The organism is Citrifermentans bremense (assembly GCF_014218275.1).
GTDB classification, from domain to species: Bacteria; Desulfobacterota; Desulfuromonadia; order Geobacterales; family Geobacteraceae; genus Geomonas; species Geomonas pelophila.
The window spans coordinates 1675742-1696392 of the sequence record NZ_AP023213.1 but is presented as its reverse complement, the minus strand read 5'-3'; the positions used below and the strand labels follow the sequence as shown (position 1 = coordinate 1696392).

Genomic DNA, 20651 nt, shown 5'->3' with positions numbered 1-20651 from the left:
AAAAATGGAGAGGGGCCGCAGGGCTGGCAGGGGGGGAGATCCCCCCTGCGCACGGGCCGCTAGACCTCCATGACCTCTTTTTCCTTGTGGAGCAGAACCTCGTCCACCTTGGCGACGTGGTTGTTGGTGGAGTCCTGCACTTCCTTCTCGGCGCGCTTCAGCTCGTCCTCGGAGATGGATTTGTCCTTCTCCAGCTTCTTCAGCTGGTCGATGGCGTCGCGGCGGATATTCCTGAGGGCGACCTTGGCGTCCTCGGCGTCGCGCTTCAACTGCTTCACGATGTCCTTGCGCCTCTCCTCGGTGAGGGGGGGGAGGGTCAGGCGGATCAGCTTGCCGTCGTTGGCCGGGTTGAGCCCCAGGTTGGAGTTCATGATCGCCTTCTCGATGGGGGCGATCATCTTCGAGTCCCAGGGCTGGATGGTTATGGTGCGCGCCTCGGGGATGGCGAGGGTCGCGACCTGGTTCAGCGGCGAGAGCGTGCCGTAGCTGTCGACCTTGATATCGTCCAAAAGGGAGGTGCTGGCGCGGCCGGTGCGCACCTTCTGGTACTCCTTCCGGAGGGATTCTATGGATTTGCCCATGTGGACGTTCATGTTGGAGATGACATCCTTTACCATGCTATTCTCCTTCCTTGACGAGGGTGCCGATCGGTTCGCCGTTGACCACCCGGACGACGTTGCCGTCGGTGGTCACGTCGAAGACTATGATCGGGAGGCTGTTGTCCATGCAAAGCGAGATCGCAGTGGCGTCCATCACCTGGAGCCCCTTTCTCAGCACCTCGAGGTAGCTGAGCGTCCCGTACTTGGTGGCGGTCTTGTCCTTGGCCGGGTCCGCGGAGTAGACGCCGTCGACCTTGGTCCCCTTGAGGATGACGTCGGCGCCGATCTCCATGGCCCTCAGGCTTGCGGCGGTGTCGGTGGTGAAATAGGGGTTGCCGGTGCCGGCCCCGAAGATGACCACCCTTCCCTTTTCCAGGTGCCTGATAGCGCGCCTGCGGATGTAGGGCTCGGCCACCTCGGCCATGGCGATGGCGGACTGCACGCGGGTGTCGACCCCCACCTTCTCCAGGGCGTCCTGCATGGCCAGCGAGTTGATCATGGTGGCCAGCATCCCCATGTAGTCGGCGCTGGCGCGGTCCATCCCCTTGGAGGAGGCCGCAAGCCCGCGGAAGATGTTGCCGCCGCCGATAACCAGCGAAAGCTCTACCCCAAGTTCCACCACCTGCTTCACCTCGCGGGCGATAGCGGTGATGGTGTTAGGGTCGATGCCATACCCCTGCTCGCCCCCGAGGGCCTCGCCGGAGAGTTTCAGAAGTACTCTTTTATAATGAGGTTCTCCCATCGTTGTCACCTTGCCTTCTTTGTTGCGGGAAAAAAGCTGCTGTTGGATCGGATTGGGGAGCCGGGTTGCCGGCTCCCATTATAGCGGGGAAAACGGACGGTGCCGGGGCACCGGCCATCTTGCAGATAAAAAAAGAGCCGCCCATGGTCTCATGGCCGGCTCTTTTGGGACGTCTTACTGGCCGGCTGCCGCGGCGACCTCGGCCGCGAAGTCGCTTTCTTTCTTGGCAAGCCCCTCGCCCAGGACGAACTTGGCGAAGCGGCGGATGCTCATGTTCTCGCCGATGGAGGCGATGGTCTCGTTGAGGAAGGTCTGGATGGTCTTGTCCGGGTCCTTCACGTAGGTCTGCTCGAGGAGGCAGATGTCGGCGAAGAACTTGTTGATCTGGCCGTCGAGGATCTTCTCGATGATGGCTGCGGGCTTGCCGCTTTCCTTCGCCTTCTCGCGGTAGATCGCCTTCTCGCGCTCGATCAGCTCCGCCGGCACTTCTTCACGACGCACGTAGAGCGGGGAAGCCGCAGCGATGTGCATCGCGATGTCCTTCACGAAGGTCTGGAAATTGTCGTTCTTGGCGACGAAGTCGGTCTCGCAGTTGACTTCCACCAGGACGCCGATCTTGCCGCCGGCGTGAATGTAGGAGCCGACGAGACCTTCGGTGGCCGCACGGCCTGCCTTCTTGGAGGCGGCTGCCAGACCCTTGGTACGCAGGTAGTCGATCGCCTTCTCGTGATCGCCGCCGGTTTCGGTCAGCGCCTTCTTGCAGTCCATGAGGCCCGCGCCAGTTGCTTTTCTGAGTTCGTTTACCTGTGCCGCTGTAATGCTCACGTTATCCTCCACAGTCGCCCGCGCCCGTGGGCGCGGACTTCTAATATGTTGTTGTTGATACTATTGCAGTTGCCGCTGGAAGCGGCGGAGCCGATTAGGCCTCGGCCGGAGTTTCTTCCACGACTTCTTCGCCCTCGGTGGAGAACTCTTCCTCGGCACCGGTCTGCAGGCGTGCGTTCCTTGCCTGAGCGCCTTCGAGGACGGCGTCAGCCATCTTGCTGGTCAAAAGGCGGATGGCGCGGATAGCGTCGTCGTTGCCCGGGATGACGTAGTTGATGTCGTCCGGGTCGCAGTTGGTGTCGACGATGGCGACGACCGGGATCCCCAGTTTCTTAGCTTCGCTGACTGCGATTTCTTCGTTTTTCGGGTCGACTACGAACAGCACGCCCGGGGTTTTGCCCATGCCCTTGATGCCGCCCAGGGTCTTCTCCAGCTTCTCGCGCTCCTTGGCAAGCTTCAACTGCTCTTTCTTGGTGTAAGCCTCGATGGTGCCGTCAGCAATCATGGCGTCCAGACGCTTGAGACGGTCGATGGACTGCTTCACGGTAGCGAAGTTGGTGAGCATGCCGCCCAGCCAGCGGTCGTTGACGTAGAACTGCCCGCAGCGCTGTGCCTCTTCCGCCACGGAGTCCTGTGCCTGCTTCTTGGTGCCGACGAAGAGAACGGTCTCGCCTGCCTGGGCTGCGTCGGTGACGAAGCTGTAAGCGTTTTTGAAGAGCCTTACGGTCTTCTGCAGGTCGATGATGTAGATCCCGTTACGAGCGCCGAAGATGTACGGTTTCATTTTCGGGTTCCATCTCTTGGTTTGGTGACCGAAGTGGACACCGGCTTCCAGCAGTTCTTTCATGGTGATGTTCGACATGGTGTTTCTCCTTTTTGGTTTTCCCTCCGCCACCTGAAATGCCGGAACCCGCTTGGCGGGCACCGCCGGCACTGATTAGGGGGCGTGCGAATTTTAAACAGCGAACTTATATAGCACAGCGCCATATGATTGGCAAGGGCATTTGTACCCAACACAAACCCTTCACCACAGTGGACACAGAGGTACACAGAGGAAAATCTGAGGAACGGCAAAAGCAAAAGGCTTTACTGGCATAACCAGAGGTCTTTGGCTCTGTGCAACCTCCTAGATCCTGTGTAACCTCTGCCTTGACCTTTTGTTTTCAGCTTTGCCTTCCTCTGTGATTCCTCTGTGATTCCTCTGTGATTCCTCTGTGATTCCTCTGTGATTCCTCTGTGTTATTCTGTGGTGAGTGCTTTCATCGACTGGATCAGTGTCTCATTGGCAAATTTGTCACGGCTTCAACGAGCGATCCTCCGCCAGCTGCCAGAACGCCTTGACGCTGGGTCGCTGCAGGTTGCGCCTGCCACAGCAAAGCCCCACCTCGTAAGGCTTCAGGCATGGAGCCTTATCCAGCACCGCCACCTCATCCCTGAAGGGGCTTCGCTCCCAGACCAGTTGCGGCACGATGCCGACCCCGCAGCCAAGCCTTACCATGGCAATGATCGCCTCGTTGCCGGAGACCTCGGAGGTGATGTTGGGGGTGATGCGGTGCTCCTTGAGCCAGAGGTCTAGCCTTCTGCGGGAAAGCCCGGTCTGCGGCAGCACCAGCGGGGCTCGGGAGAGGTCGAGCTCGCCCCCTTCCTGCGGAACGTCCGCGGCGGCGGTGTGGCGCGGCGCGATGAAGATGAGCGGGATGGTTACGATGGGGAGAAATTCCAGGTTCGCGCTGTGCCGCTCGGGGAGCGCGGCGACGGCAAGGTCGATCTCGCCGTTTTGCACCTGCGCCACCGCCTGCTCGGCCGCCCCCGTCCTCAATTCCAGCTGGACCTCCGGGTACCTTTCCCGGTAGGACTCCAGCAGTTCGGGTAGCAAACCGTAGACGGCGGTGATCGACGCGTATATAGACAGCGTTCCCGCCACCGACTGCTCGTTCCTGATGGAGGCACGGAAATTCTGCCACTCCTGCAGGCAGAGCCGGGCGTAACTCTTCAGCCGCTCACCGGCGGGCGAAAGGGTGACGGTCCGGTTGTCGCGCAGAAACAGCGGCTGCTCTAACTGCTCCTCCATGCGCTGGATGGTCCTGGTCAGAGCCGACGGGCTCAGGTTGCAGGCCTGGCTCGCGCGACCAAAGTGCAGGGTCTCGGCGACGGTGAGAAATACTTCCAGTTCCCTCAGGTCCATGGTTCTCCTCTTTCCTTGTTGCGCTGGGCGCAATACAATATGCACAATAATTCAATTTACGCAATGTGAAATTTAGTATACAGTCGGCACACTTTCAGATTTGTAACCACACCACAACATAGATTCAGGAGGATTACGATGGGAGAGAACTATTTCAACACCCTGCCTTTGCGCCGCCAACTCCAGGAACTGGGCACCTGCCGTTTCATGGAGGCCTCCGAGTTCGCCAATGGCTGCGAGTACGTCAAAGGGAAGAAGATCGTCATCGTCGGCTGCGGCGCCCAGGGGCTCAACCAGGGGCTCAACATGCGCGACAGCGGGCTGGACGTCTCCTACACCCTGAGAAAGGAAGCGATCGAGCAGAAGCGCCAGTCCTACCTGAACGCCTCCGAGAACGGGTTCAAGGTTGGCTCCTACGAGGAACTCCTCCCCACCGCCGACATCGTCATGAACCTCGCCCCTGACAAGCAGCACAGCAACGTGGTAGCGACCGTAATTCCCTTCATGAAGCAGGGCGCCGTGTTCAGCTACGCCCACGGCTTCAACATCGTCGAGGAAGGGACCCAGATCCGCAAGGACCTGACCGTGATCATGGTGGCGCCGAAATGCCCCGGCTCCGAGGTGCGCGCCGAGTACAAGCGCGGCTTCGGCGTCCCGACCCTGATCGCCGTGCATGGCGAGAACGACCCCAACAGCGACGGCCTCGAAATCGCCAAGGCGATCGCCTCCGCGCAGGGGGGCGACCGCGCAGGTGTCCTTGAGTCCTCCTTCGTCGCCGAGGTCAAATCGGACCTGATGGGCGAGCAGACCATCCTCTGCGGCATGCTGCAGGCGGGCGCCCTTCTTTGCTTCGACAAGATGACCCAAAACGGCATCGACGCTCCCTACGCCGTCAAGCTGATCCAGTACGGCTGGGAAACCATCACCGAGGCGCTCAAGCACGGCGGCATCACCAACATGATGGATCGCCTCTCCAACCCGGCGAAACTCGTGGCCTTCAAGCTGGCCGACGAGCTCAAAGACATCATGCGCCCGCTGTTCCAAAAGCACATGGACGACATCATGAGCGGCGAGTTCTCCCGCACCATGATGGAGGACTGGGCCAACGACGACGTGAAGCTCCTCACCTGGCGTGAGCAGACCGGCCAGACCGCGTTCGAGAAGACCGAGGCCGCCGGCGAGATCTCGGAGCAGGAGTATTTCGACAAGGCGATCCTCATGGTCGCCATGGTCAAAGCCGGCGTGGAGCTCGCCTTCGAGACCATGGTGCAGACCGGGATCGAGCCGGAGAGCGCCTACTACGAGTCGCTGCACGAGACCCCGCTCATCGCCAACACCATCGCCAGAAAGAAGCTGTACGAGATGAACCGCGTCATCTCCGACACCGCCGAGTACGGCTGCTACCTCTTCTCCCACGCCTGCGTGCCCCTGCTCAAGGACTTCATGTCCAAGGTCGGCACTGACGTGATCGGCAAGGGGCTTTCGGTAAACGACAACAGCGTGGATAACCAGCTCCTCGTCGCGGTCAACGCCGAGATCCGCAGCCACCTGGTCGAGGAAGTCGGCGCCGAGCTGCGCGCCGCCATGAAAGGTATGCAGAAGATCGTGTAGTCTCATACTGCCGGCAGACGACAAAAAAGGCGCTTCCCTCGCAGCAGGGAAGCGCCTTTTTTCGTACTTAAATTGCAGCAGGGTCAATCCGGGTAGCCCATCATGGACTGCTGTTCCTCAACGGGCACCTTCCGCATCGGCGCCTCGAGAAGCGACCCCAAAAGGTACAAGGTCGGCTTGATGACGCTGTCGTCGGTCCAGTAGGTAGCGTGACTGGTAGGGTTCCATGCGGTCAGGATGTTCCCGACGCTCACCTCGATGTCCTCGCTCACCGCCTTTGCGTAGCTGGGGCTGAGCGGCTTCAGGGGCCATCCGAGGACGTCGTCGGAGTCGTAAAGGTTCAGCCATTTCGCCTTTTCCCGGTATTCCTCGGCAAGCGAGGCGGGGGGAAACTCTATCGCCTCGACCTGGTCCAGGGCCACCGTCATCATCGGGATGTTGCTTCCCAGGGTGATCATCCCGGCCAGCGTCTCCATCCTTTCGAAGGGGGAAGCACCGTAGCGCTCCTCATCTTTTCCTTTTTGGCGGTCCCAGATGTAGTTGGACATGATCACGGAACCAAGGGAATGGGCGATCACCAATAGCGGCCGGTCGGCGCCGAGGCTTGCGCGCAGTTCCTTGATCGAGTCGTGCACCACCCCGTGGATCCTTTGATACAGCGAATCCGGCTGCTCTTTCGCTGATTCGTAGGCGGTAAGGGTGCCGAAGGTGTTGATGAAGAACTTGCGCAACTTGGCCCAGTTGAGTTCGTTGTCCGCACAGAGGTCCACCCAGAGGCGGTTCTCCTTGGCGGAGAGCAGCGGGTTCCAGAAGACCGATTGCCAGGCAATCTCGTCGCGGTTCAGCCCGCGCCCGGCGATCCGCTCCCGCAGTTCATACACGGTGTCGTGCGCGAAGTCGTCGGATACAGCCCCCAGCCCATGCACCAACAGCACACCCACTCTCTTGTTCATTCATGCCCCCTCTGGCACCGGCGCCTTTTCTGTCGACTCCACGCTGCACCGGCGCCCGCTAGCCCATCGCTCGTTGTCCTCTGCCGCGGCTGCAAATTAGATTATTTTAAATTTGCCAACACAAATATAGCGGGAGAATCAACCTGCGCAAGCTTCGGACTCAGCTTTGGAAACTTCGTCCAGTTGGACGCAGTACCGGGAACTGTGCTGTCTTCGGGTGCAAGGCTGGCATAAAACACTTGTCAATCAGGCGCGAAAAAGTAGTCAGCCCTGAGCAAAGAACCTTCCAAGGAAGTCAATGACATGAACCATCTACTGAAGCAACTCCTCTTGCTCGTAGTTATTGCGGTACTTACCGCGCAACAGGTACAGGCTGCCGGCTCCCCCGCGCCTGCACAGCCCAAGGAGGTCCAGCTCTCCGGCAAGGTCCTCGAGACCATGGACGGCGGCGGCTACACCTATGTGCTGCTGCAAAACGGGCCGGGAAAAGTGTGGGTCGCCATCCCCCTCACCAAGGTGAAGGTCGGACATGAGCTCTCCCTGGTCCCCGGGTTCGAGATGAAAAATTTCACCAGCAAGGGGCGGAACCGGAAGTTCGACAAGGTCGTCTTCTCGGCCGGCGTCGCCAACCAGAGGATCCATCTCAGCGACTCCGCGGTGAAGATGGCGCACCAGGGGATGCCTGGCGCACAGCCTGCGCCCGCGGCACAGCAGCCCACCAAGCAGGCGAAGCCTGCGAAGGCCGCGGCCAAAAAGAACGAGAAGGTGGCCAAGGCCAACGGCGCCAACGCCTACACCGTCGCCGAGATCCATGCCAGGAAGGGAAAACTTGAGAAAAAACAGGTGGTGGTGCGTGGGCGGGTGACCAAGGTCGCCGAGCGCATCATGAAGAAGAACTGGATCCACATCCAGGACGGCACCGGCTCCAAGAAAAAGAAGACGGACGAGCTGGTGATAACCTCCAAGCAGGTACCCAAGGAAGGCGACATCGTCACCGCCACCGGGACCCTGTACAACAACCTCGACTTCGGATCCGGCTACCGCTACACCGTCCTGATCCAGGACGCGAACCTGAAGTAAGCGCCGTCACCCCGCCGCCGGTGGCCATGCCGCTGGCAGCGGTCTCAACCCCTCCCTACCCCTCTCCCCGGATTTCCCTGTCGAAGCGGAGCATCTCCTCGGTCGCATCCCCCTCGAGTGCACGGTAGTCGTCGATGCAGCGTCCCAGAAGAAACACCGCTTCCTGGCGCGGGTCCATGTGCAGGTAGCATTCGCTTTCCTTGAGCGTTCCTGAAGAGACAGGCTCACCTTTGCGGCTGGTGAAAAGGTGCAGCACCGACCTGAATACTCCTCCGCCTCCCCCACTCTCTTGGCGCAACAACTCGCCCAGCATCTCCTCCGCAGCCGCCGCCAGCGTGACGACGCTGAACAGGTCGCCTCCGGCAAAAAAAAGCTCGAGCGCAGTCTGAAGCTGCCTCTTTGCGATGTCCTTCTTGTGGAACCTTCCTATTTCCATGGTCTAGCTCCGTTTGCGGCTGCCGGTTAACAAAAAGGGCCGCTCTCCTTTGGAGGGCGGCCCTTTCGATGATGCCGGCAAGCTGTTAAAAGCTCAGATCGCGCTTAGGCCTTGGTAACGGCCACTTTCAGGGTTGCGCTCACTTCCGGGTGGATCTTGACGGTGGCGGTGAACTCGCCCAGCTGCTTGATCGGCTCGGCGAGGACGATGCGCTTGCGGTCAATTTCGATACCGTTTGCCTTGAGCTGCTCAGCCAGTTCCATGTTGGTGACGGCGCCGAAGAGCCTGTCGTCTGCGCCTGCCTGATGAGCCAGGGAAAGGGAGAGACCTTCGATCTTGGCGGCGAGCTGTTTCGCTGCCTCGAGCACCTTGTTCTTCTTGTATTCGAGGTGACGCTTGGCGTGGTCGAGCGCTTTCGCGTTCTTCTCGGTAGCCTCGATGGCGAACCCTTTGGGGAGCAGGAAGTTGCGGGCGTAGCCGGGTGCTACCTTCACGATGTCGCCGATGTGGCCGAGGTTGTCTACGTTTTCCTTGAGAATGACCTTCATGTGATGCCTCCTAGCCTGGTTATTTACAGGTTTTCCTGTTTTTTGGGGGATCTGAAATCGCCCCAGAGATCGAAGACACCCAGCACCGCGACCACCAGCACCATGAAGGGTTGGAGGACCAGGAGCAGGGCGGACAAAAGCCTGATGAACATCGGGACCTGGAACCTGCGGAAGTAGTGGCTGACAACGGCGAATCCCTGCACGGAGTAGAGGGCGCCGACCACGATCAGCACGTTCAGCGAGACCAGGTAGACCGGGGTGCTCGGCGCCAGCATGCCGAACCCCGAGGCAATCAGGAGCCATACCAGCGGCTCGGGATTGCGGTACTTCTTGAAATCTCCCACGTAGAGCGGGAGGCGGACCCTGGCGGCGATCCTGGCGAGAACCGAGAGGTTCATGCAGGCCACCAGCGCCAGGGATACGGTGACGAGCGCGGGGTAGATGGTTAGCACCAGCTCGCCCGCCTGCTGCATCGACCCCTGCATCGCCTTCAGTTCTTCCCCGGTAACCCCCGCCTTCTGGTAGAGCTGGACGGTCTGGGCGATGCTCGACTGCACCCCCTTGGTCACCTTGGCCTGCAGGTCGATTCCCGTGCCGTAGCTGTAGAGCAGTGCGGCCGCGAGCATGACCACCAGGTTGATGGCGACCGAGTACACGACGGAGCGTGCCCCACCCTTCAGCCGGAGCAGGAACTCGGGAAGCGCCAGCGAAAGAACGCCGGCCTGCAGCAGGTAGACCAGCAGGAGCGTGGGTTCGGACAGGGCCAGAAGGAGCGCTGACGACGCCAGCAGCACCAGGAGCCCGACCGTCCTGCCGCTCTTCAGGGTGTAATAAGCGCCCGGCACCGGTGCGAAGAAGCCCGGGATCATGCCGAGCACGGGGAAGTAGACGAAAGCAAGGAAGAGCGTCACCGTGGCGACGCTCCCCTTCACTACATCAAGAATCTGCCCCTGTACTGGGTTCACCTGAAGCGACACTAGGCGGTAGCGTGGCTGCCGGCGATCGGAAGCAGGGCGATGTTCCTTGCCCTCTTGATCGCTTCGGTGATTTCCCTCTGGTGCTTGGAGCAGTTGCCGGAGATACGGCGCGGGATGATCTTGCCGCGCTCGGACACGAAGTAACGCAGGGTGCGCGGATCCTTGTAATCGATGGTTACCTGCTTGTCAGCGCAGAAACGGCAAACTTTGCGACGCTGAAACGGCCTCTTCTTCCTCGGGCCGCTGGTGCTTCTCTGGGGTGCTCTTTCGTCAGCCATCTTTTATCCCTCCACCGTAGTAGTCGTTTCGGCCGGTGCCTCGGTAGCAGCCTCAGCGGCGACTTCCTCGGTCCCTTCCTCGGCGCTCTTCACCGGAGCGGCGGCCGGGGCTACCACTTCAGTTTCGAGCTTGACGCTCTGGTACCTGATCACCTTGTCGTCAAGGCGCAGGCGGCGCTCCAGCTCGGCGATCAGTCCGGAATCGCCGTCGAAGCGGAGGTAAAAGTAACGGCCGCGCGGGTTCTTGTTGATCGGGTAAGCCAGTTTCCTGGTGCCCCAGTCTTCAAGCCTTTTGAAATCGCCGTTCATGCCGGCGATCACGTCCTGTACCTTGGTGGAAAGAGCTTTGATCTCTTCGTCACCGAGGTCGGGCTGGACGATGTAGATCGTCTCGTACATCCTGCTCATTGTTAAGCCTCCTCACGGTTAATTGAGCCCCGGTCCGACCCGGAGCAAGGAGATACGGCACTGGGCCGTTCTGGTGAACGCATTTATTTACTACAGATAATCCGGTTTGACAACTAAAAAACAGAGGTGAAGCAGATAATCTTAATCTGCCTCTCAATCTGCCTTTAAACGTTGAACCTGAAGTGCATCACGTCGCCGTCCTGCACCACGTACTCTTTACCTTCCAGGCGCATCAGCCCCTTTTCCTTGGCGCCCGCCTCGCCGCCCGAGGCGATGTAATCCTGGTAGGCGATGACCTCGGCGCGGATGAACCCCTTCTCGAAGTCGGAGTGGATCACGCCAGCGGCTCCGGGGGCCTTGGTCCCCTTGGTGATGGTCCAGGCTCGGACTTCCTTCACGCCTGCGGTGAAGTAGGTGATCAGACCCAAAAGCTCGTAGCCCGAGCGGATCAGGCGGTCGAGCCCCGACTCGGCGAGCCCCATCTCCTCGAGAAACGCCTGTTTCTCCTCCCCTTCCAACTCGGAGATCTCGGCCTCGATGGAGCCGCAGATGAAGACCACGCCGTTTCCTTCCTTGGCCGCGAGCTTGCGCACTTCCTCGACGTAGGGGTGCTTCCCTTCCAGGTCGTCCTCGGCTACGTTGGCCACGTAGAGCACCGGCTTCGCTGTCATGAGATGCATGTCCCGCAGTATCAGCTTCTCGTCCTCGGTCTCGGCCAGGTCGCGCGGCGAGAGCCCCTTCTCCAGGGTCGCTTTCACCTTGAGGCAGAAGTCGACGTCTTCCTTCGCCTTCTTGTCGCCGCTTCTGGCCTGCTTCTCGGTACGCTGGAGGCGCTTTTCCACCGTGTCGAGGTCGGCCAGGGCCAGCTCGGTCTGGATCACCTCGATGTCGCGCACCGGGGAAACGCTGCCGCTTACGTGCACCACGTTCTCGTTGTCGAAGCAGCGCACCACGTGCAGGATCGCGTCGACCGAACGGATGTGCCCCAGGAACTTGTTCCCCAGCCCCTCACCCTGGCTGGCGCCCTTGACGAGCCCCGCGATGTCGAGGAACTCGATGGTGGTCGGCTGCATCCGCTCCGGGTGGACGATCTCGGCGAGCCGGTCCATGCGCGGGTCCGGGACCGCCACGATGCCGACGTTGGGGTCGATGGTGCAGAAGGGGTAGTTGGCGGACTCGGCACCGGCCGAGGTGAGCGCGTTGAAGATGGTGGACTTCCCAACGTTGGGAAGGCCGACGATACCGCAATTGAAACCCATGACGTATCCTTTTGAGAACCCGCCCCTGTGCCGGGAGCGGTTTTAGATTCTTCCTTTACAGCGGGAGAGTTACCTCGCGTTGAAGATGCTCATGGCCTTGGGCATCCCCTCCTTGATCATCATCTCCATGGCGTCGACCGAGGTATCCAGCACCTCCAGGAGCGAATCCATCTCTTCCCTGGCGAAGTTGGTGAGCACGAAGTTCACCACGTCGCCGTGAACGGGACGGCCGATACCGACGCGGATGCGCGCATAGGCGGAGGAGCCGAGCTCCTGGCCTAGAGAGCGCAGCCCGTTGTGCCCGCCATGACCGCCGCCTTCCTTGAGCTTTACCTTGCCGAACGGGATATCCAGGTCGTCGTGAATCACGATGAGATCGGAGAGGGACAACTTGTAGAAGCGAAGCGCCTCAGCGACGGAGCGCCCCGACAGGTTCATGAAGGTCTGCGGCTTGAGGAGGTAGACCCGCTCTCCGGCCCAGTTGCCGTCACCAGAAAGGCCTGAGAAGGCCTTCCTGGTGACCTGGATTCCCGAGAGGCTGGCTAAGCGGTCCAAAACCATGAAACCCGCGTTGTGGCGGGTCCATGAGTACTTTGGCCCGGGGTTGCCGAGCCCTACGATCAGTTTTGCTGCCATAGGTAACCTGGATTAGGCGGCGGGTGCAGCCTCTTCCTCTGCTGCCTTGCGGCCGAGGATGCTCACCACCGGCGCCTTGGGGTCGGAGAGGATTGCGGTGCCGATCGGAGCGGTGATATCGCCGACGTGGACGGAGTGGCCGATGACAAGCTCGGTCACATCGACGTTGATGTGGGCCGGGATGTGGACCGGGAGGCACTCTACTTCGACTTCGTGCATCGCGAAATCAAGGAAGCCGCCTGCTTTGACGCCGGCCGGGGTGCCGACCAGGTTCAGCTTGACGTGGACCTTGACCTTGTCGGCCAGGTTGATCTTGTGCAGGTCGACGTGGCGCGGCTGGTTTTTCAGGCTGTCGCGCAGCAGGTCGGCTACGATCACGTTGGCGCCGTTCAGCTCGCCCGCGCACTCGAGGGTCAGGATGTGGTTGCGCCCACCCTCGCCAGCGATGGCTTCGGAAAGTTCCTTCTGCCCCAGGGAAATGGAGACGGGAGCGATCCCTTTGCCGTAAACAACGGCCGGTACACGGCCGGCAGCCCTCAGGCGGCGGCAGATACCCTTGCCAGTTTTCTCTCTCAGTTCAGCTTTCAGCACCTGCTTACTCATACATCCTCCGATGTCGATCTTGGTATTTGATGACCCAATGACTTTTGAATTGAAATTTATTAAACGAAAAGGGAGCTGACCGACTCATCCTCGTGGATGCGGCGGATCGCCTCTCCCAGAAGTTCTGCAACGGAAAGCACCCTGATCTTGTCGGAAAGCTCGGCCTTCTCACCCAGGGGGACGGTGTCGGTGATGACCACCTTCTCGATGACCGAGGCGTTGATCCTGTCGATGGCGGGGCCGGAAAGGACCCCGTGGGTGGCGCAGGCGTACACGTTGGCGGCGCCGTGCTCCTTCAGGGCGAGGGCGGCCTGGGTGAGCGTCCCTGCCGTGTCGATCATATCGTCCAGGATGATGGCGTTCTTACCCTTCACGTCGCCGATCAGGTGCATGATCTCGGCCACGTTGGGGCCGGTGCGGCGCTTGTCGATGACGGCCAGCGTGCAGCCGAGCCTCTTGGCGAAGGCCCTGGCGCGCTCGGTCCCCCCTGCGTCCGGCGACACCATGACCAGGTTGTCGGGGTCGTCGGCGAAGCGGCTCTTCAGATGGGCGAGCAAAACGGGCGCGGCGTAGAGGTTGTCCACCGGGATGTTGAAAAAGCCCTGGATCTGCCCCGCGTGAAGGTCCACGGTCACAACCCTGGCGGCGCCGGCGGTGGTGATCAGGTCGGCCACGAGCTTGGAGGTGATCGGGGTTCTCGGGGCGGCCTTGCGGTCCTGGCGCGCATAGCCGTAATAAGGGATCACGGCAGTGATGGTTGCTGCCGAAGCCCTCTTTAGGGCGTCGATCATGATCAGCAGTTCCATCAAGTTGTTGTTGGTCGGGCAGCAGGTGGACTGCACCACGTAGATATCACGCCCGCGCACGTTCTCGCCGATCTCGACCATGATCTCGCCGTCGGAGAAGGTCTTGACCTTGGCCTTGCCCAGGGGCACTTTCAGGCAATCACAGATCTTTTCTGCCAGAATAGGATTCGAGTTACCGCTGAACACCCTGATCTTGTTTTCCATTGAAGCTCTGCCCCTCGTGACTTCTTTTATTTAGGTTCTGCGCGGCCTGCAGGCTTCCCGATCCCACCTAGACCGGCATCACAAATCCAGGAAACGCTACTTAATACAATAGTTGCCCCCTGAAGTCAATGGAAAAGCTGCCCAAAGACGCACCCGCCTACCCGCAAAGGCACAGACAGAAGAAGTTGAGGCCGCAAAGCGTTGGCACACGGTAATGTTTGAGAAAAAACTGAAGTCCGGCCGCGTCGCTGACGATAAGAGACCTGCCAATTGTCCATTACACTGCATAGGGGGATGCTATATGAACCAGCGGCGTTTTCACCGGGTACAAAGCAGAGCGCCCGGCGAACTGTCACATTCAGGCATGAACTACAAGTGCCGGCTGGAAAACGTTTCTTTGAGGGGCGCGCTGATCAGCGCTGATGAGTGCATAATGATTCCTGTCGGCGACTGCTGCACGCTATCGGTCACCTTGGAGCCGCAGGCCGGGCCCGTAGTGATAACAGCCTGCATCGTGCATAGCTTTTTTTCCATGGTGGGGATCAAGTTCGTGAGCTTTTCCGGAGACGCCGAGGAGCGCCTGCTCGACTTCCTGCGGCAATCGACCACGGAACCGGAAAAGCTGGAGCAGGAGTGGGAGATGATACAGGAGAAAAGAAGCAATCTTCCTGGAGAGTGCGCCTGCCATGCCTCGGCGACCGGGTCCTGACCCGGCCCTTCTTGATGCTAAAAAGGCTTGCGAGCCAACGGCGCACAAGCCTTCATCGATTCCGGTTCAACCCGCCTTCCCTGACTAGCTGCCGCCACGGATGCAGTTCACCCGCCGCTCGTAGGGCAGACAGCTGTTGATGTTAAGTACCTCTTCGGCAAGGGCCAGGCTCTTGTACCGCAACGAAACCTGCTCCAGCTTGGCCTTCAACTGCATCAGCACGTCTAGGTCATCGTTTCTCGCGTACTCGTTATACAGCTGCAGCACCTCGTCGAAAACAGCATCAATGGAGGCTTCTGCCGGTGGTGAAACGCTCGCCGAATAAGTCAGCACCTTCTCCTTGCCATCATCAAGCTCACCGCGTAGAGCCGCAGACTGGCGCGCTTCCCTCATGAACCTCTTCAGCGCGTCCTGGTCGATCTCATACTTGGCATTACCGATCTCGAGAATACTGCGTACCATTTTGTCCCCTCGTGCTACGGATATAACATTGAATCAATAAAACAGTTTCATGCCATATTTGCCATTTACACTGGTATATCTTCGGCACATCTGCATAGGACTTTAGATTTTTTACTGTTTCACCCTTTCAGGCATGACATTGACTCTAAAAAACAGATTAAAAGCATCCTTGACATGCCCCATGCCTTGCGCTATGGTTCCTGCAAAATTCAGCACAGATAAACGACAATACTAAACCATCCGCGAGGATGGGACGGAAAGCCTACAGGGTCTCCACGAGACAGCCGGGTCGCCGAAATATCGATCGATATTTTTGGCCCCGGCTTTTTTGTTGCCGCAACCCAGGGAAATGGAAGCGGAGCAATAGTACGGGGTGCCCTGAAACGGAGGAGAAAAGATGAAAAAAGCGCTTACAACACTGGCCTTTGCAACAGCTGCATGCTTCGCCCTCGCGGCGCCGCAGGCCTCCCACGCCGGCGGGGTGGACCTGAACATCCAACTGGGCGCCTACCTTCCCGCCCCTCCGGGCGTGAGGATCTACGTCGACGCGGGGCGCCCCTACTACGTGGAGGACCACAGGCGCATTTACATGAAAAAGAGAGACCATCATGACCGCGGCAGGCACCTCGGGCACGAAAAAGGAGAAGGGCATCACAAAGGAGAAGGGCACGGCAAAGGGCACGGCAATAAGCACGGACGCGACTAAGCTAAGTCGATAACGACAGGAGGATGACCCATGAGCGGGAAAACTGCAGCGTTTAAGCCGGCTGTCATAGTTATCTGCTTGCTGCTGGCAGCCTTCGCGTACCTTGGGGGTTGCAGCGGGGGAGGAAGCGACGCCACAAAGGGGACCTTAAAGCTCGCCATCACCGACAGACAGAGCGACAGCTTCGGCAAGGTCGTGATCGCCATACGCGAGATACGGGTGGTCCCCAGGGGATTGGAAGGCGCAGCCGATAACGATCCGAACCTCCCTGTACTGGTGCGGTTTGCCACGCCCAAGGTCGTAGATGTCATGGCCCTGCGCTTTCTCCAGGAACCCCTGGGCGAAATCGTCCTCCCGGCCGGGAGCTACAGCCAGATCCGACTGGTTCTGGAGCCGAACCCGAACGGCAACCGTCCTCCCGTCAACTACCTCACGCTCAGCAGCGACCTAAACGGCAGCAACCCGATCCCGCTCGACACACCCAGCGGGCAGCAGTCCGGGCTCAAGGTGCTGGGCCCCGTCGAGGTCAAGGCCGGTGTCATCAACGCGGTCATGATCGACTTCGACCCCAATACCGCCATAGTCCCGCGGGGCAACGGCGGCTACAACCTGAAACCGACCGGGATCAGGATGGTGCAGATGGCAGGCGAGCTGCCGCAGTTCGGCTCCATCATCGGCAACGTGAGTTCCAGCTTCGCGCAGTGGTCCAGCGCCACCGTCTCCGTCAAGAGGCGCGGTACCGTGAACGACAGCGACCCGATCGCAGCAGGGCGCATCTTCTCCAGTTACACCAGCGGTAGATGGCAGGCCCCGTTTGCCGTCTTCGTGCCGCCAGCCAGCGGGAGCGTCGGCTACAAGACGTTCATAACGGCAAACGGCTTCGCTTTGTATTCGTCCCAGGCAGTATCGGTGGCACAGGGTGATGCGACCGAACTGGGCGAGATAGTGCTGACGCCGCAGTAAGAGCAAAATCAGGCGCCGTCCCCTATCGGAGGGGGCGGCGCCGAAGTTGGGAGAGCGGGATGCCTATAATTCAATGGAATGTGAATCTCTTGGTGGGGATACAGGAGATCGACCGGCAACACAAGCACCTGGTGCAATCCCTGAACAGGGCCTACGACGAGTTCCGGGAAGGCAAAGAGATCGAGCTGGCATTCCTGCAGGAATTGATCGACTACGCCGCTCGCCACTTCAGCTGTGAAGAGCAGTGGATGAAGAAGACGGGCTACCCCAAGCTGGAGGCCCACCGGGAAGAGCACGCCCACTTCACCGGCAGGGTCGTCGAGTTCAAGAAGGAGTTGAAAGGTAACGGGAAGGTTTCGGTGGAGCTGCTCTGGTTTTTGTGCAACTGGGTGACGCACCACATAGGTGAAACCGACGTCGAGTTCGGCCGGTTCTTCGACGTCCACAACATCAGCACCAGGCGCGACAAGACGGGCCCGGCCGGCGGCGACGCCTGAAGCTTTCGCGCAGGTTAGTTCTGCGACAATAGCGCCAGTTGTTCCCGCAGCGCTTCCACGTGCTCCTGGTCGTGGTCCATCATCGCCTTGAAGAGCTTCTCCAGTTCGCTGTCTGCGAAGGTGACGATGGTGGACATGTGCAGCACCGCTATCTGGTCTTCCAACCTGATCGCCAAGGTGAGCGCTTCCGCCTCTGAGAGAGTCGACGCCATCAACTGGTCGATCTTCTCTTCCAGCTTCTGCAAGGTCGACACCGCCTGGGTGACGTCGGTGTTCACGCCCGACATACCCACCCCCTGCATCCTCGCCGCCATGGCGAACTGCTGCGCGTGGCTCTCCTCTTCGAGCGCCGTTTTGCTCCAAAGCTTTGCCAGCTCCTTGTTGTCGGCGAAAATGCGCGCAAAGTGGTAGTAGAGATCCGCGCATTTAAGCTCGAACCGCTTGCACCTGTCCAGGAAGTGGAGTTGGTCCATGCTCAGCCTGATAGCGGCTTCTTTTCCCATCTAAGTAAATACCTCGGAACCTTTATTGTGCAGCTGAAACAACTCTTCGGATCATCGAACATTGAACTTGAGCCTGCAAGCTCCCCCCTCTGCTGACAAAGAAAGGGAGGTAAAGAAACAGGGGACCAGCCGTGTGTGCTAGTCCCCTGTTATTATTGGCTGGGGCGCCAGGGATCGAACCTGGGAATGACGGGATCAAAACCCGTTGCCTTACCGCTTGGCGACGCCCCAATATTTGGTTTTCTAGATGGTCCTTACTGCGGCTGCGAACCAGCCATACTCTTTGCCTATCTCAGCTGCCGCCTGGCGTGCCACGCTCTCCTTGTCGAAAAGACCGAATACGGTGGAACCGCTTCCCGACATCAGCGACCCGCGGGCACCTGCTGCAATGAGCACTTCCTTCAGTTCGCCCACCAGCGGAAACCTGCCGCAGGTGACCGGCTCCAGATCGTTGGAAAGGAGCGCACAGACCTCGTCGAGGCTGCTGTATGAACGCGGGATTATAGTGGCGGGCTCCCTCGTTGTCAACCTTAAATTTTGGTAGACCCAGGCGGTGGAAACGTGGATTCCGGGATTCACCAGCACCACCCAGAGAGAGGGAACCCCTTCCAGCGCGGTGAGCCGGTCGCCGATCCCCTCGGCCAGAGCGGGCTTTTTGAAGATGAAGAACGGGACGTCGGCGCCGAGTTTCACGCCGACCTCCATCAGCCGTTCGTCGGAGAGCCCCAAGCCGAGCAACTCGTTCACTCCCATGAGGACGGTGGCGGCGTCGCTGCTGCCGCCTCCAAGCCCAGCGCCTACAGGTATCTTCTTGGCGATGGAGATCTCGATGCCGACTTCACGGCCTGAAAGCTTCAGCAGGGCGTCGGCGGCGCGCCAGGCGATATTCCCCGGCCCGTCGGGGACCCCTTTCCTGCCGCAGGTGACCCGGACGCCGGGGGAGTCGGCGAGGGCAATCTCTATCTCGTCGCAAAGATCGACCCTCTGCATGATCATGCGCAGCTCGTGATAGCCGTCGGGCCTCTTGCCCAAAACGTCCAGCCGGTAGTTAACCTTGGCAGGCGCCAGCAGTTGCAGTTTTTTCACGCCAATCTCCTTCCGATATTTTGCCCCCCTCGCCTGCCTACGCGGACCGAAGCGCTACGGCGCGCAGGCCTGGCCTTCACATCCCTTCCCAGAAGGAGAGGGATGTGAAGGAAATCGGCTTTTCTCCCCTCGCCCTTCGGGAGAGGGGCGGTGGTAAGGGGCCCCTCAAACTACTCGCTCTTCGTAATTTCGCTCAGCACGCAAGTGGCGTAGGCGCCTCTCGGGAGAGAGAAGCCGAGCAACAGGTCGGCGCCGTCCTGCCGCACCTCAGCCCCTGCGATCGGCACCCGCAAGGGACGCCGCTCCCCCTCCATGCGCAAACCTCCCGGGAGGTTGAAGCTCTCCAGACTCAACTCCTGCGCTGCCAGCACCTCCCGCTCCAGCTCTCCCTCAGCTCCTTGAGCCTCCATCATGGTGCAGCCGAACATGGGGCCGGTGGGGGAAATCTCGAAGGCTTCGGCGCGCTGCGCCTCAGATGCCTCGTCCTGCACCAGGAAACAGGCGCCGTTTTCGTGTTTGAAGGCGATGTCGCCTACGCTCACCTGATCCAGGGTGTCGAGCCTTTTTTCCAGCACCAGGTCGAACAGGGAGGACTGGAAGGCGGAGAGATACAACCTCTTCATGCGCGGCTGCACCGAGTTGAAGGCCCTTTCGAAGCCGTCGGGGCGCTGAACCAGCCGGGTGAGCATTTCGCGCTCGACCCGGAAGTGCCCCGGAAACAAAGAGAGGCTTTCCTCCACATCTCCGCGCCGGTACGACTCGATGGCCCGGCTCCAGCGCTCGTCGCTCACCGCAGCGGGGTCGCCGATGACCCTGTCCATCGCCGACTTGAACTCGCGGCGCAGCATGGCCGCGCCGATCTCGTGGGTGTTTCCCTGGACGCCGTAGCGCTGGACGCCGAAGCGGTTAGGCACCCCCCGCTTTGCCAGGATCTCCAAGACCGCTTCCGCGTTTTTGAGCGCGCCCTGGGCCACGTCGCGGACCCTGATGGAGAAACGGTTTCCCTTTAGATGCCCGAGCCTCAGCTTGTTGCCGTGCAGACGGGCGGAAAGGATCTTGATCCCGGGGATCTCGAGCGCCAGCACCTTCTCTGGCGGCACGCGCGGTATGGAGACGGTCTGGCGGGTGACGCCGACTGCGTCCTTCATCCCGGCGTACCCCAGATCGCGCTCCTGGACGCCCAGCGCCTTGGAAAGACGGCGCAGCGCCTCAAGCGTGGCGATGCCGCGTTTCTCCAGGACCGCGTAGCAGTGCTCCCCCTGCCCGCTCGGCAGGTAGGCCGGGATCTCCTCGACCAGGAAATCTTCCGGGACTCCTTTGATGGTGCCGCCGGTCCCCGGGACCTCGGCTGTGAGATAGATGGACAATGGGCCTCCCTGATACCGTTTCCTCAACCGCAGCATCATACCCAGTACCAGCTGCTCTTTCAACATGTTTCCCATGCCGCCCGTCGACAGAATCTGTGCAAGCCGCGACTAAAGAAATTGTTGAAATGGCCGAGCAGTAAGCATCGTCATCGTTTTTTCTGACAGGAAGATTTATTTGCGGTGGCAGCACCGCCGATTGAGCAAAAAC

At 60.1% G+C, this 20651-nt stretch carries 25 protein-coding genes, 1 tRNA gene and 1 riboswitch; of the genes, 6 read left to right on the top strand and 20 right to left on the bottom strand.

The features are described from left to right. Positions 1-59: 59 nt before the first annotated feature. The 5 genes from frr to ilvY form a co-directional block, all read right to left on the bottom strand. Positions 60-617: a ribosome recycling factor gene (gene frr / locus GEOBRER4_RS07480; RefSeq protein ID WP_185244873.1), complete on the bottom strand. Its 558-nt coding sequence runs from the start codon at positions 615-617 to the stop codon at positions 60-62. Position 618: 1 nt separating this feature from the next. Continuing rightward, the gene (gene pyrH, locus GEOBRER4_RS07475) at positions 619-1341 is read right to left on the bottom strand and encodes a UMP kinase (RefSeq protein WP_015836793.1); all 723 of its coding nucleotides are present in this window, start codon (positions 1339-1341) and stop codon (positions 619-621) included. 174 nt (positions 1342-1515) lie between these two features. Next, a complete protein-coding gene (gene tsf, locus GEOBRER4_RS07470; protein WP_085813145.1) occupies positions 1516-2166 on the bottom strand; it encodes a translation elongation factor Ts in 651 nt (216 codons plus the stop codon). A gap of 94 nt (positions 2167-2260) precedes the next feature. Further along, on the bottom strand, positions 2261-3028 hold the full coding sequence (rpsB, locus tag GEOBRER4_RS07465) for a 30S ribosomal protein S2 (protein ID WP_085813146.1): 768 nt from the start codon (positions 3026-3028) through the stop codon (positions 2261-2263). Positions 3029-3460: 432 nt separating this feature from the next. Continuing rightward, positions 3461-4351 (bottom strand): HTH-type transcriptional activator IlvY, encoded by an 891-nt coding sequence (ilvY, locus tag GEOBRER4_RS07460; RefSeq protein WP_185244872.1) that lies wholly within the window; start codon positions 4349-4351, stop codon positions 3461-3463. Between the two features lie 138 nt (positions 4352-4489). On the opposite strand from ilvY, the gene ilvC reads away from it, so the two are divergent. Further along, entirely contained in the window at positions 4490-5962 is a 1473-nt protein-coding gene (gene ilvC / locus GEOBRER4_RS07455; protein WP_185244871.1) for a ketol-acid reductoisomerase, read from the top strand. Positions 5963-6045: 83 nt separating this feature from the next. Here the strand turns inward: ilvC and GEOBRER4_RS07450 are convergent, their stop codons facing one another. Further along, positions 6046-6915, bottom strand: coding sequence for a hypothetical protein (locus tag GEOBRER4_RS07450; protein ID WP_185244870.1), 870 nt, complete (start codon positions 6913-6915; stop codon positions 6046-6048). Positions 6916-7218: 303 nt separating this feature from the next. Between GEOBRER4_RS07450 and GEOBRER4_RS07445 the strand changes: the two genes are divergently transcribed. Further along, the gene (locus tag GEOBRER4_RS07445; RefSeq protein WP_185244869.1) at positions 7219-7995 is read left to right on the top strand and encodes an OB-fold nucleic acid binding domain-containing protein; all 777 of its coding nucleotides are present in this window, start codon (positions 7219-7221) and stop codon (positions 7993-7995) included. A 55-nt stretch (positions 7996-8050) separates the two neighbouring features. Here the strand turns inward: GEOBRER4_RS07445 and GEOBRER4_RS07440 are convergent, their stop codons facing one another. From GEOBRER4_RS07440 to GEOBRER4_RS07400, 9 genes are all read right to left on the bottom strand, one after another. Continuing rightward, entirely contained in the window at positions 8051-8431 is a 381-nt protein-coding gene (locus GEOBRER4_RS07440; RefSeq protein ID WP_185244868.1) for a hypothetical protein, read from the bottom strand. Positions 8432-8535: 104 nt separating this feature from the next. Beyond that, positions 8536-8979: a 50S ribosomal protein L9 gene (rplI, locus tag GEOBRER4_RS07435; protein ID WP_185244867.1), complete on the bottom strand. Its 444-nt coding sequence runs from the start codon at positions 8977-8979 to the stop codon at positions 8536-8538. 23 nt (positions 8980-9002) lie between these two features. Continuing rightward, complete coding sequence (locus tag GEOBRER4_RS07430) at positions 9003-9944, bottom strand: YybS family protein (protein ID WP_226377921.1); 942 nt, start codon at positions 9942-9944, stop codon at positions 9003-9005. A gap of 11 nt (positions 9945-9955) precedes the next feature. After that, positions 9956-10234 (bottom strand): 30S ribosomal protein S18, encoded by a 279-nt coding sequence (rpsR, locus tag GEOBRER4_RS07425; RefSeq protein ID WP_012531193.1) that lies wholly within the window; start codon positions 10232-10234, stop codon positions 9956-9958. A gap of 3 nt (positions 10235-10237) precedes the next feature. Further along, positions 10238-10642: a 30S ribosomal protein S6 gene (rpsF, locus tag GEOBRER4_RS07420; RefSeq protein ID WP_026843227.1), complete on the bottom strand. Its 405-nt coding sequence runs from the start codon at positions 10640-10642 to the stop codon at positions 10238-10240. Between the two features lie 164 nt (positions 10643-10806). Beyond that, positions 10807-11901, bottom strand: coding sequence for a redox-regulated ATPase YchF (ychF, locus tag GEOBRER4_RS07415; protein ID WP_085813154.1), 1095 nt, complete (start codon positions 11899-11901; stop codon positions 10807-10809). 69 nt (positions 11902-11970) lie between these two features. Beyond that, positions 11971-12537, bottom strand: a complete 567-nt coding sequence (pth, locus tag GEOBRER4_RS07410; RefSeq protein ID WP_085813155.1) for an aminoacyl-tRNA hydrolase — start codon at positions 12535-12537, stop codon at positions 11971-11973. A gap of 12 nt (positions 12538-12549) precedes the next feature. Further along, positions 12550-13140: a 50S ribosomal protein L25 gene (locus GEOBRER4_RS07405; RefSeq protein ID WP_185244865.1), complete on the bottom strand. Its 591-nt coding sequence runs from the start codon at positions 13138-13140 to the stop codon at positions 12550-12552. A 59-nt stretch (positions 13141-13199) separates the two neighbouring features. Beyond that, entirely contained in the window at positions 13200-14150 is a 951-nt protein-coding gene (locus GEOBRER4_RS07400) for a ribose-phosphate pyrophosphokinase (protein WP_085813157.1), read from the bottom strand. A 214-nt stretch (positions 14151-14364) separates the two neighbouring features. On the opposite strand from GEOBRER4_RS07400, the gene GEOBRER4_RS07395 reads away from it, so the two are divergent. Then, on the top strand, positions 14365-14859 hold the full coding sequence (locus GEOBRER4_RS07395) for a PilZ domain-containing protein (protein ID WP_318842567.1): 495 nt from the start codon (positions 14365-14367) through the stop codon (positions 14857-14859). Positions 14860-14943: 84 nt separating this feature from the next. Here the strand turns inward: GEOBRER4_RS07395 and GEOBRER4_RS07390 are convergent, their stop codons facing one another. Next, on the bottom strand, positions 14944-15321 hold the full coding sequence (locus GEOBRER4_RS07390; protein WP_185244863.1) for a hypothetical protein: 378 nt from the start codon (positions 15319-15321) through the stop codon (positions 14944-14946). Positions 15322-15541: 220 nt separating this feature from the next. Next, positions 15542-15618, top strand: a riboswitch (cyclic di-GMP riboswitch). Between the two features lie 100 nt (positions 15619-15718). On the opposite strand from GEOBRER4_RS07390, the gene GEOBRER4_RS07385 reads away from it, so the two are divergent. The 3 genes from GEOBRER4_RS07385 to GEOBRER4_RS07375 are packed head-to-tail and all read left to right on the top strand — an operon-like array spanning position 15719 to position 17487. After that, entirely contained in the window at positions 15719-16027 is a 309-nt protein-coding gene (locus GEOBRER4_RS07385; RefSeq protein ID WP_185244862.1) for a hypothetical protein, read from the top strand. A gap of 30 nt (positions 16028-16057) precedes the next feature. Further along, positions 16058-16990 carry a DUF4382 domain-containing protein gene (locus GEOBRER4_RS07380; protein ID WP_185244861.1) on the top strand — a complete coding sequence of 311 codons (933 nt, stop codon included), beginning with the start codon at positions 16058-16060 and terminating at the stop codon, positions 16988-16990. Between the two features lie 59 nt (positions 16991-17049). Next, on the top strand, positions 17050-17487 hold the full coding sequence (locus GEOBRER4_RS07375) for a bacteriohemerythrin (protein ID WP_185244860.1): 438 nt from the start codon (positions 17050-17052) through the stop codon (positions 17485-17487). Positions 17488-17501: 14 nt separating this feature from the next. Here the strand turns inward: GEOBRER4_RS07375 and GEOBRER4_RS07370 are convergent, their stop codons facing one another. The 4 genes from GEOBRER4_RS07370 to truD form a co-directional block, all read right to left on the bottom strand. Next, positions 17502-17990: a ferritin family protein gene (locus GEOBRER4_RS07370; RefSeq protein ID WP_185244859.1), complete on the bottom strand. Its 489-nt coding sequence runs from the start codon at positions 17988-17990 to the stop codon at positions 17502-17504. Positions 17991-18146: 156 nt separating this feature from the next. Continuing rightward, a tRNA-Gln gene (locus GEOBRER4_RS07365) sits at positions 18147-18221 on the bottom strand. 12 nt (positions 18222-18233) lie between these two features. Continuing rightward, on the bottom strand, positions 18234-19076 hold the full coding sequence (ispE, locus tag GEOBRER4_RS07360; protein WP_185244858.1) for a 4-(cytidine 5'-diphospho)-2-C-methyl-D-erythritol kinase: 843 nt from the start codon (positions 19074-19076) through the stop codon (positions 18234-18236). A gap of 170 nt (positions 19077-19246) precedes the next feature. After that, a complete protein-coding gene (truD, locus tag GEOBRER4_RS07355) occupies positions 19247-20479 on the bottom strand; it encodes a tRNA pseudouridine(13) synthase TruD (protein WP_185245294.1) in 1233 nt (410 codons plus the stop codon). Positions 20480-20651: the final 172 nt, after the last annotated feature.

What these genes read in the sequence shown, in the direction of transcription:
- frr (WP_185244873.1), bottom strand. Translation starts at nt 617, where the DNA reads ATGGTAAAGGATGTCATCTCCAACATGAACGTCCACATGGGCAAATCC.
- pyrH (WP_015836793.1), bottom strand. Translation starts at nt 1,341, where the DNA reads ATGGGAGAACCTCATTATAAAAGAGTACTTCTGAAACTCTCCGGCGAG.
- rpsB (WP_085813146.1), bottom strand. Translation starts at nt 3,028, where the DNA reads ATGTCGAACATCACCATGAAAGAACTGCTGGAAGCCGGTGTCCACTTC.
- ilvY (WP_185244872.1), bottom strand. Translation starts at nt 4,351, where the DNA reads ATGGACCTGAGGGAACTGGAAGTATTTCTCACCGTCGCCGAGACCCTG.
- ilvC (WP_185244871.1), top strand. Translation starts at nt 4,490, where the DNA reads ATGGGAGAGAACTATTTCAACACCCTGCCTTTGCGCCGCCAACTCCAG.
- GEOBRER4_RS07450 (WP_185244870.1), bottom strand. Translation starts at nt 6,915, where the DNA reads ATGAACAAGAGAGTGGGTGTGCTGTTGGTGCATGGGCTGGGGGCTGTA.
- GEOBRER4_RS07445 (WP_185244869.1), top strand. Translation starts at nt 7,219, where the DNA reads ATGAACCATCTACTGAAGCAACTCCTCTTGCTCGTAGTTATTGCGGTA.
- GEOBRER4_RS07440 (WP_185244868.1), bottom strand. Translation starts at nt 8,431, where the DNA reads ATGGAAATAGGAAGGTTCCACAAGAAGGACATCGCAAAGAGGCAGCTT.
- rplI (WP_185244867.1), bottom strand. Translation starts at nt 8,979, where the DNA reads ATGAAGGTCATTCTCAAGGAAAACGTAGACAACCTCGGCCACATCGGC.
- rpsR (WP_012531193.1), bottom strand. Translation starts at nt 10,234, where the DNA reads ATGGCTGACGAAAGAGCACCCCAGAGAAGCACCAGCGGCCCGAGGAAG.
- rpsF (WP_026843227.1), bottom strand. Translation starts at nt 10,642, where the DNA reads ATGAGCAGGATGTACGAGACGATCTACATCGTCCAGCCCGACCTCGGT.
- ychF (WP_085813154.1), bottom strand. Translation starts at nt 11,901, where the DNA reads ATGGGTTTCAATTGCGGTATCGTCGGCCTTCCCAACGTTGGGAAGTCC.
- pth (WP_085813155.1), bottom strand. Translation starts at nt 12,537, where the DNA reads ATGGCAGCAAAACTGATCGTAGGGCTCGGCAACCCCGGGCCAAAGTAC.
- GEOBRER4_RS07405 (WP_185244865.1), bottom strand. Translation starts at nt 13,140, where the DNA reads ATGAGTAAGCAGGTGCTGAAAGCTGAACTGAGAGAGAAAACTGGCAAG.
- GEOBRER4_RS07400 (WP_085813157.1), bottom strand. Translation starts at nt 14,150, where the DNA reads ATGGAAAACAAGATCAGGGTGTTCAGCGGTAACTCGAATCCTATTCTG.
- GEOBRER4_RS07395 (WP_318842567.1), top strand. Translation starts at nt 14,365, where the DNA reads ATGTTTGAGAAAAAACTGAAGTCCGGCCGCGTCGCTGACGATAAGAGA.
- GEOBRER4_RS07390 (WP_185244863.1), bottom strand. Translation starts at nt 15,321, where the DNA reads ATGGTACGCAGTATTCTCGAGATCGGTAATGCCAAGTATGAGATCGAC.
- GEOBRER4_RS07385 (WP_185244862.1), top strand. Translation starts at nt 15,719, where the DNA reads ATGAAAAAAGCGCTTACAACACTGGCCTTTGCAACAGCTGCATGCTTC.
- GEOBRER4_RS07380 (WP_185244861.1), top strand. Translation starts at nt 16,058, where the DNA reads ATGAGCGGGAAAACTGCAGCGTTTAAGCCGGCTGTCATAGTTATCTGC.
- GEOBRER4_RS07375 (WP_185244860.1), top strand. Translation starts at nt 17,050, where the DNA reads ATGCCTATAATTCAATGGAATGTGAATCTCTTGGTGGGGATACAGGAG.
- GEOBRER4_RS07370 (WP_185244859.1), bottom strand. Translation starts at nt 17,990, where the DNA reads ATGGGAAAAGAAGCCGCTATCAGGCTGAGCATGGACCAACTCCACTTC.
- truD (WP_185245294.1), bottom strand. Translation starts at nt 20,479, where the DNA reads ATGCTGCGGTTGAGGAAACGGTATCAGGGAGGCCCATTGTCCATCTAT.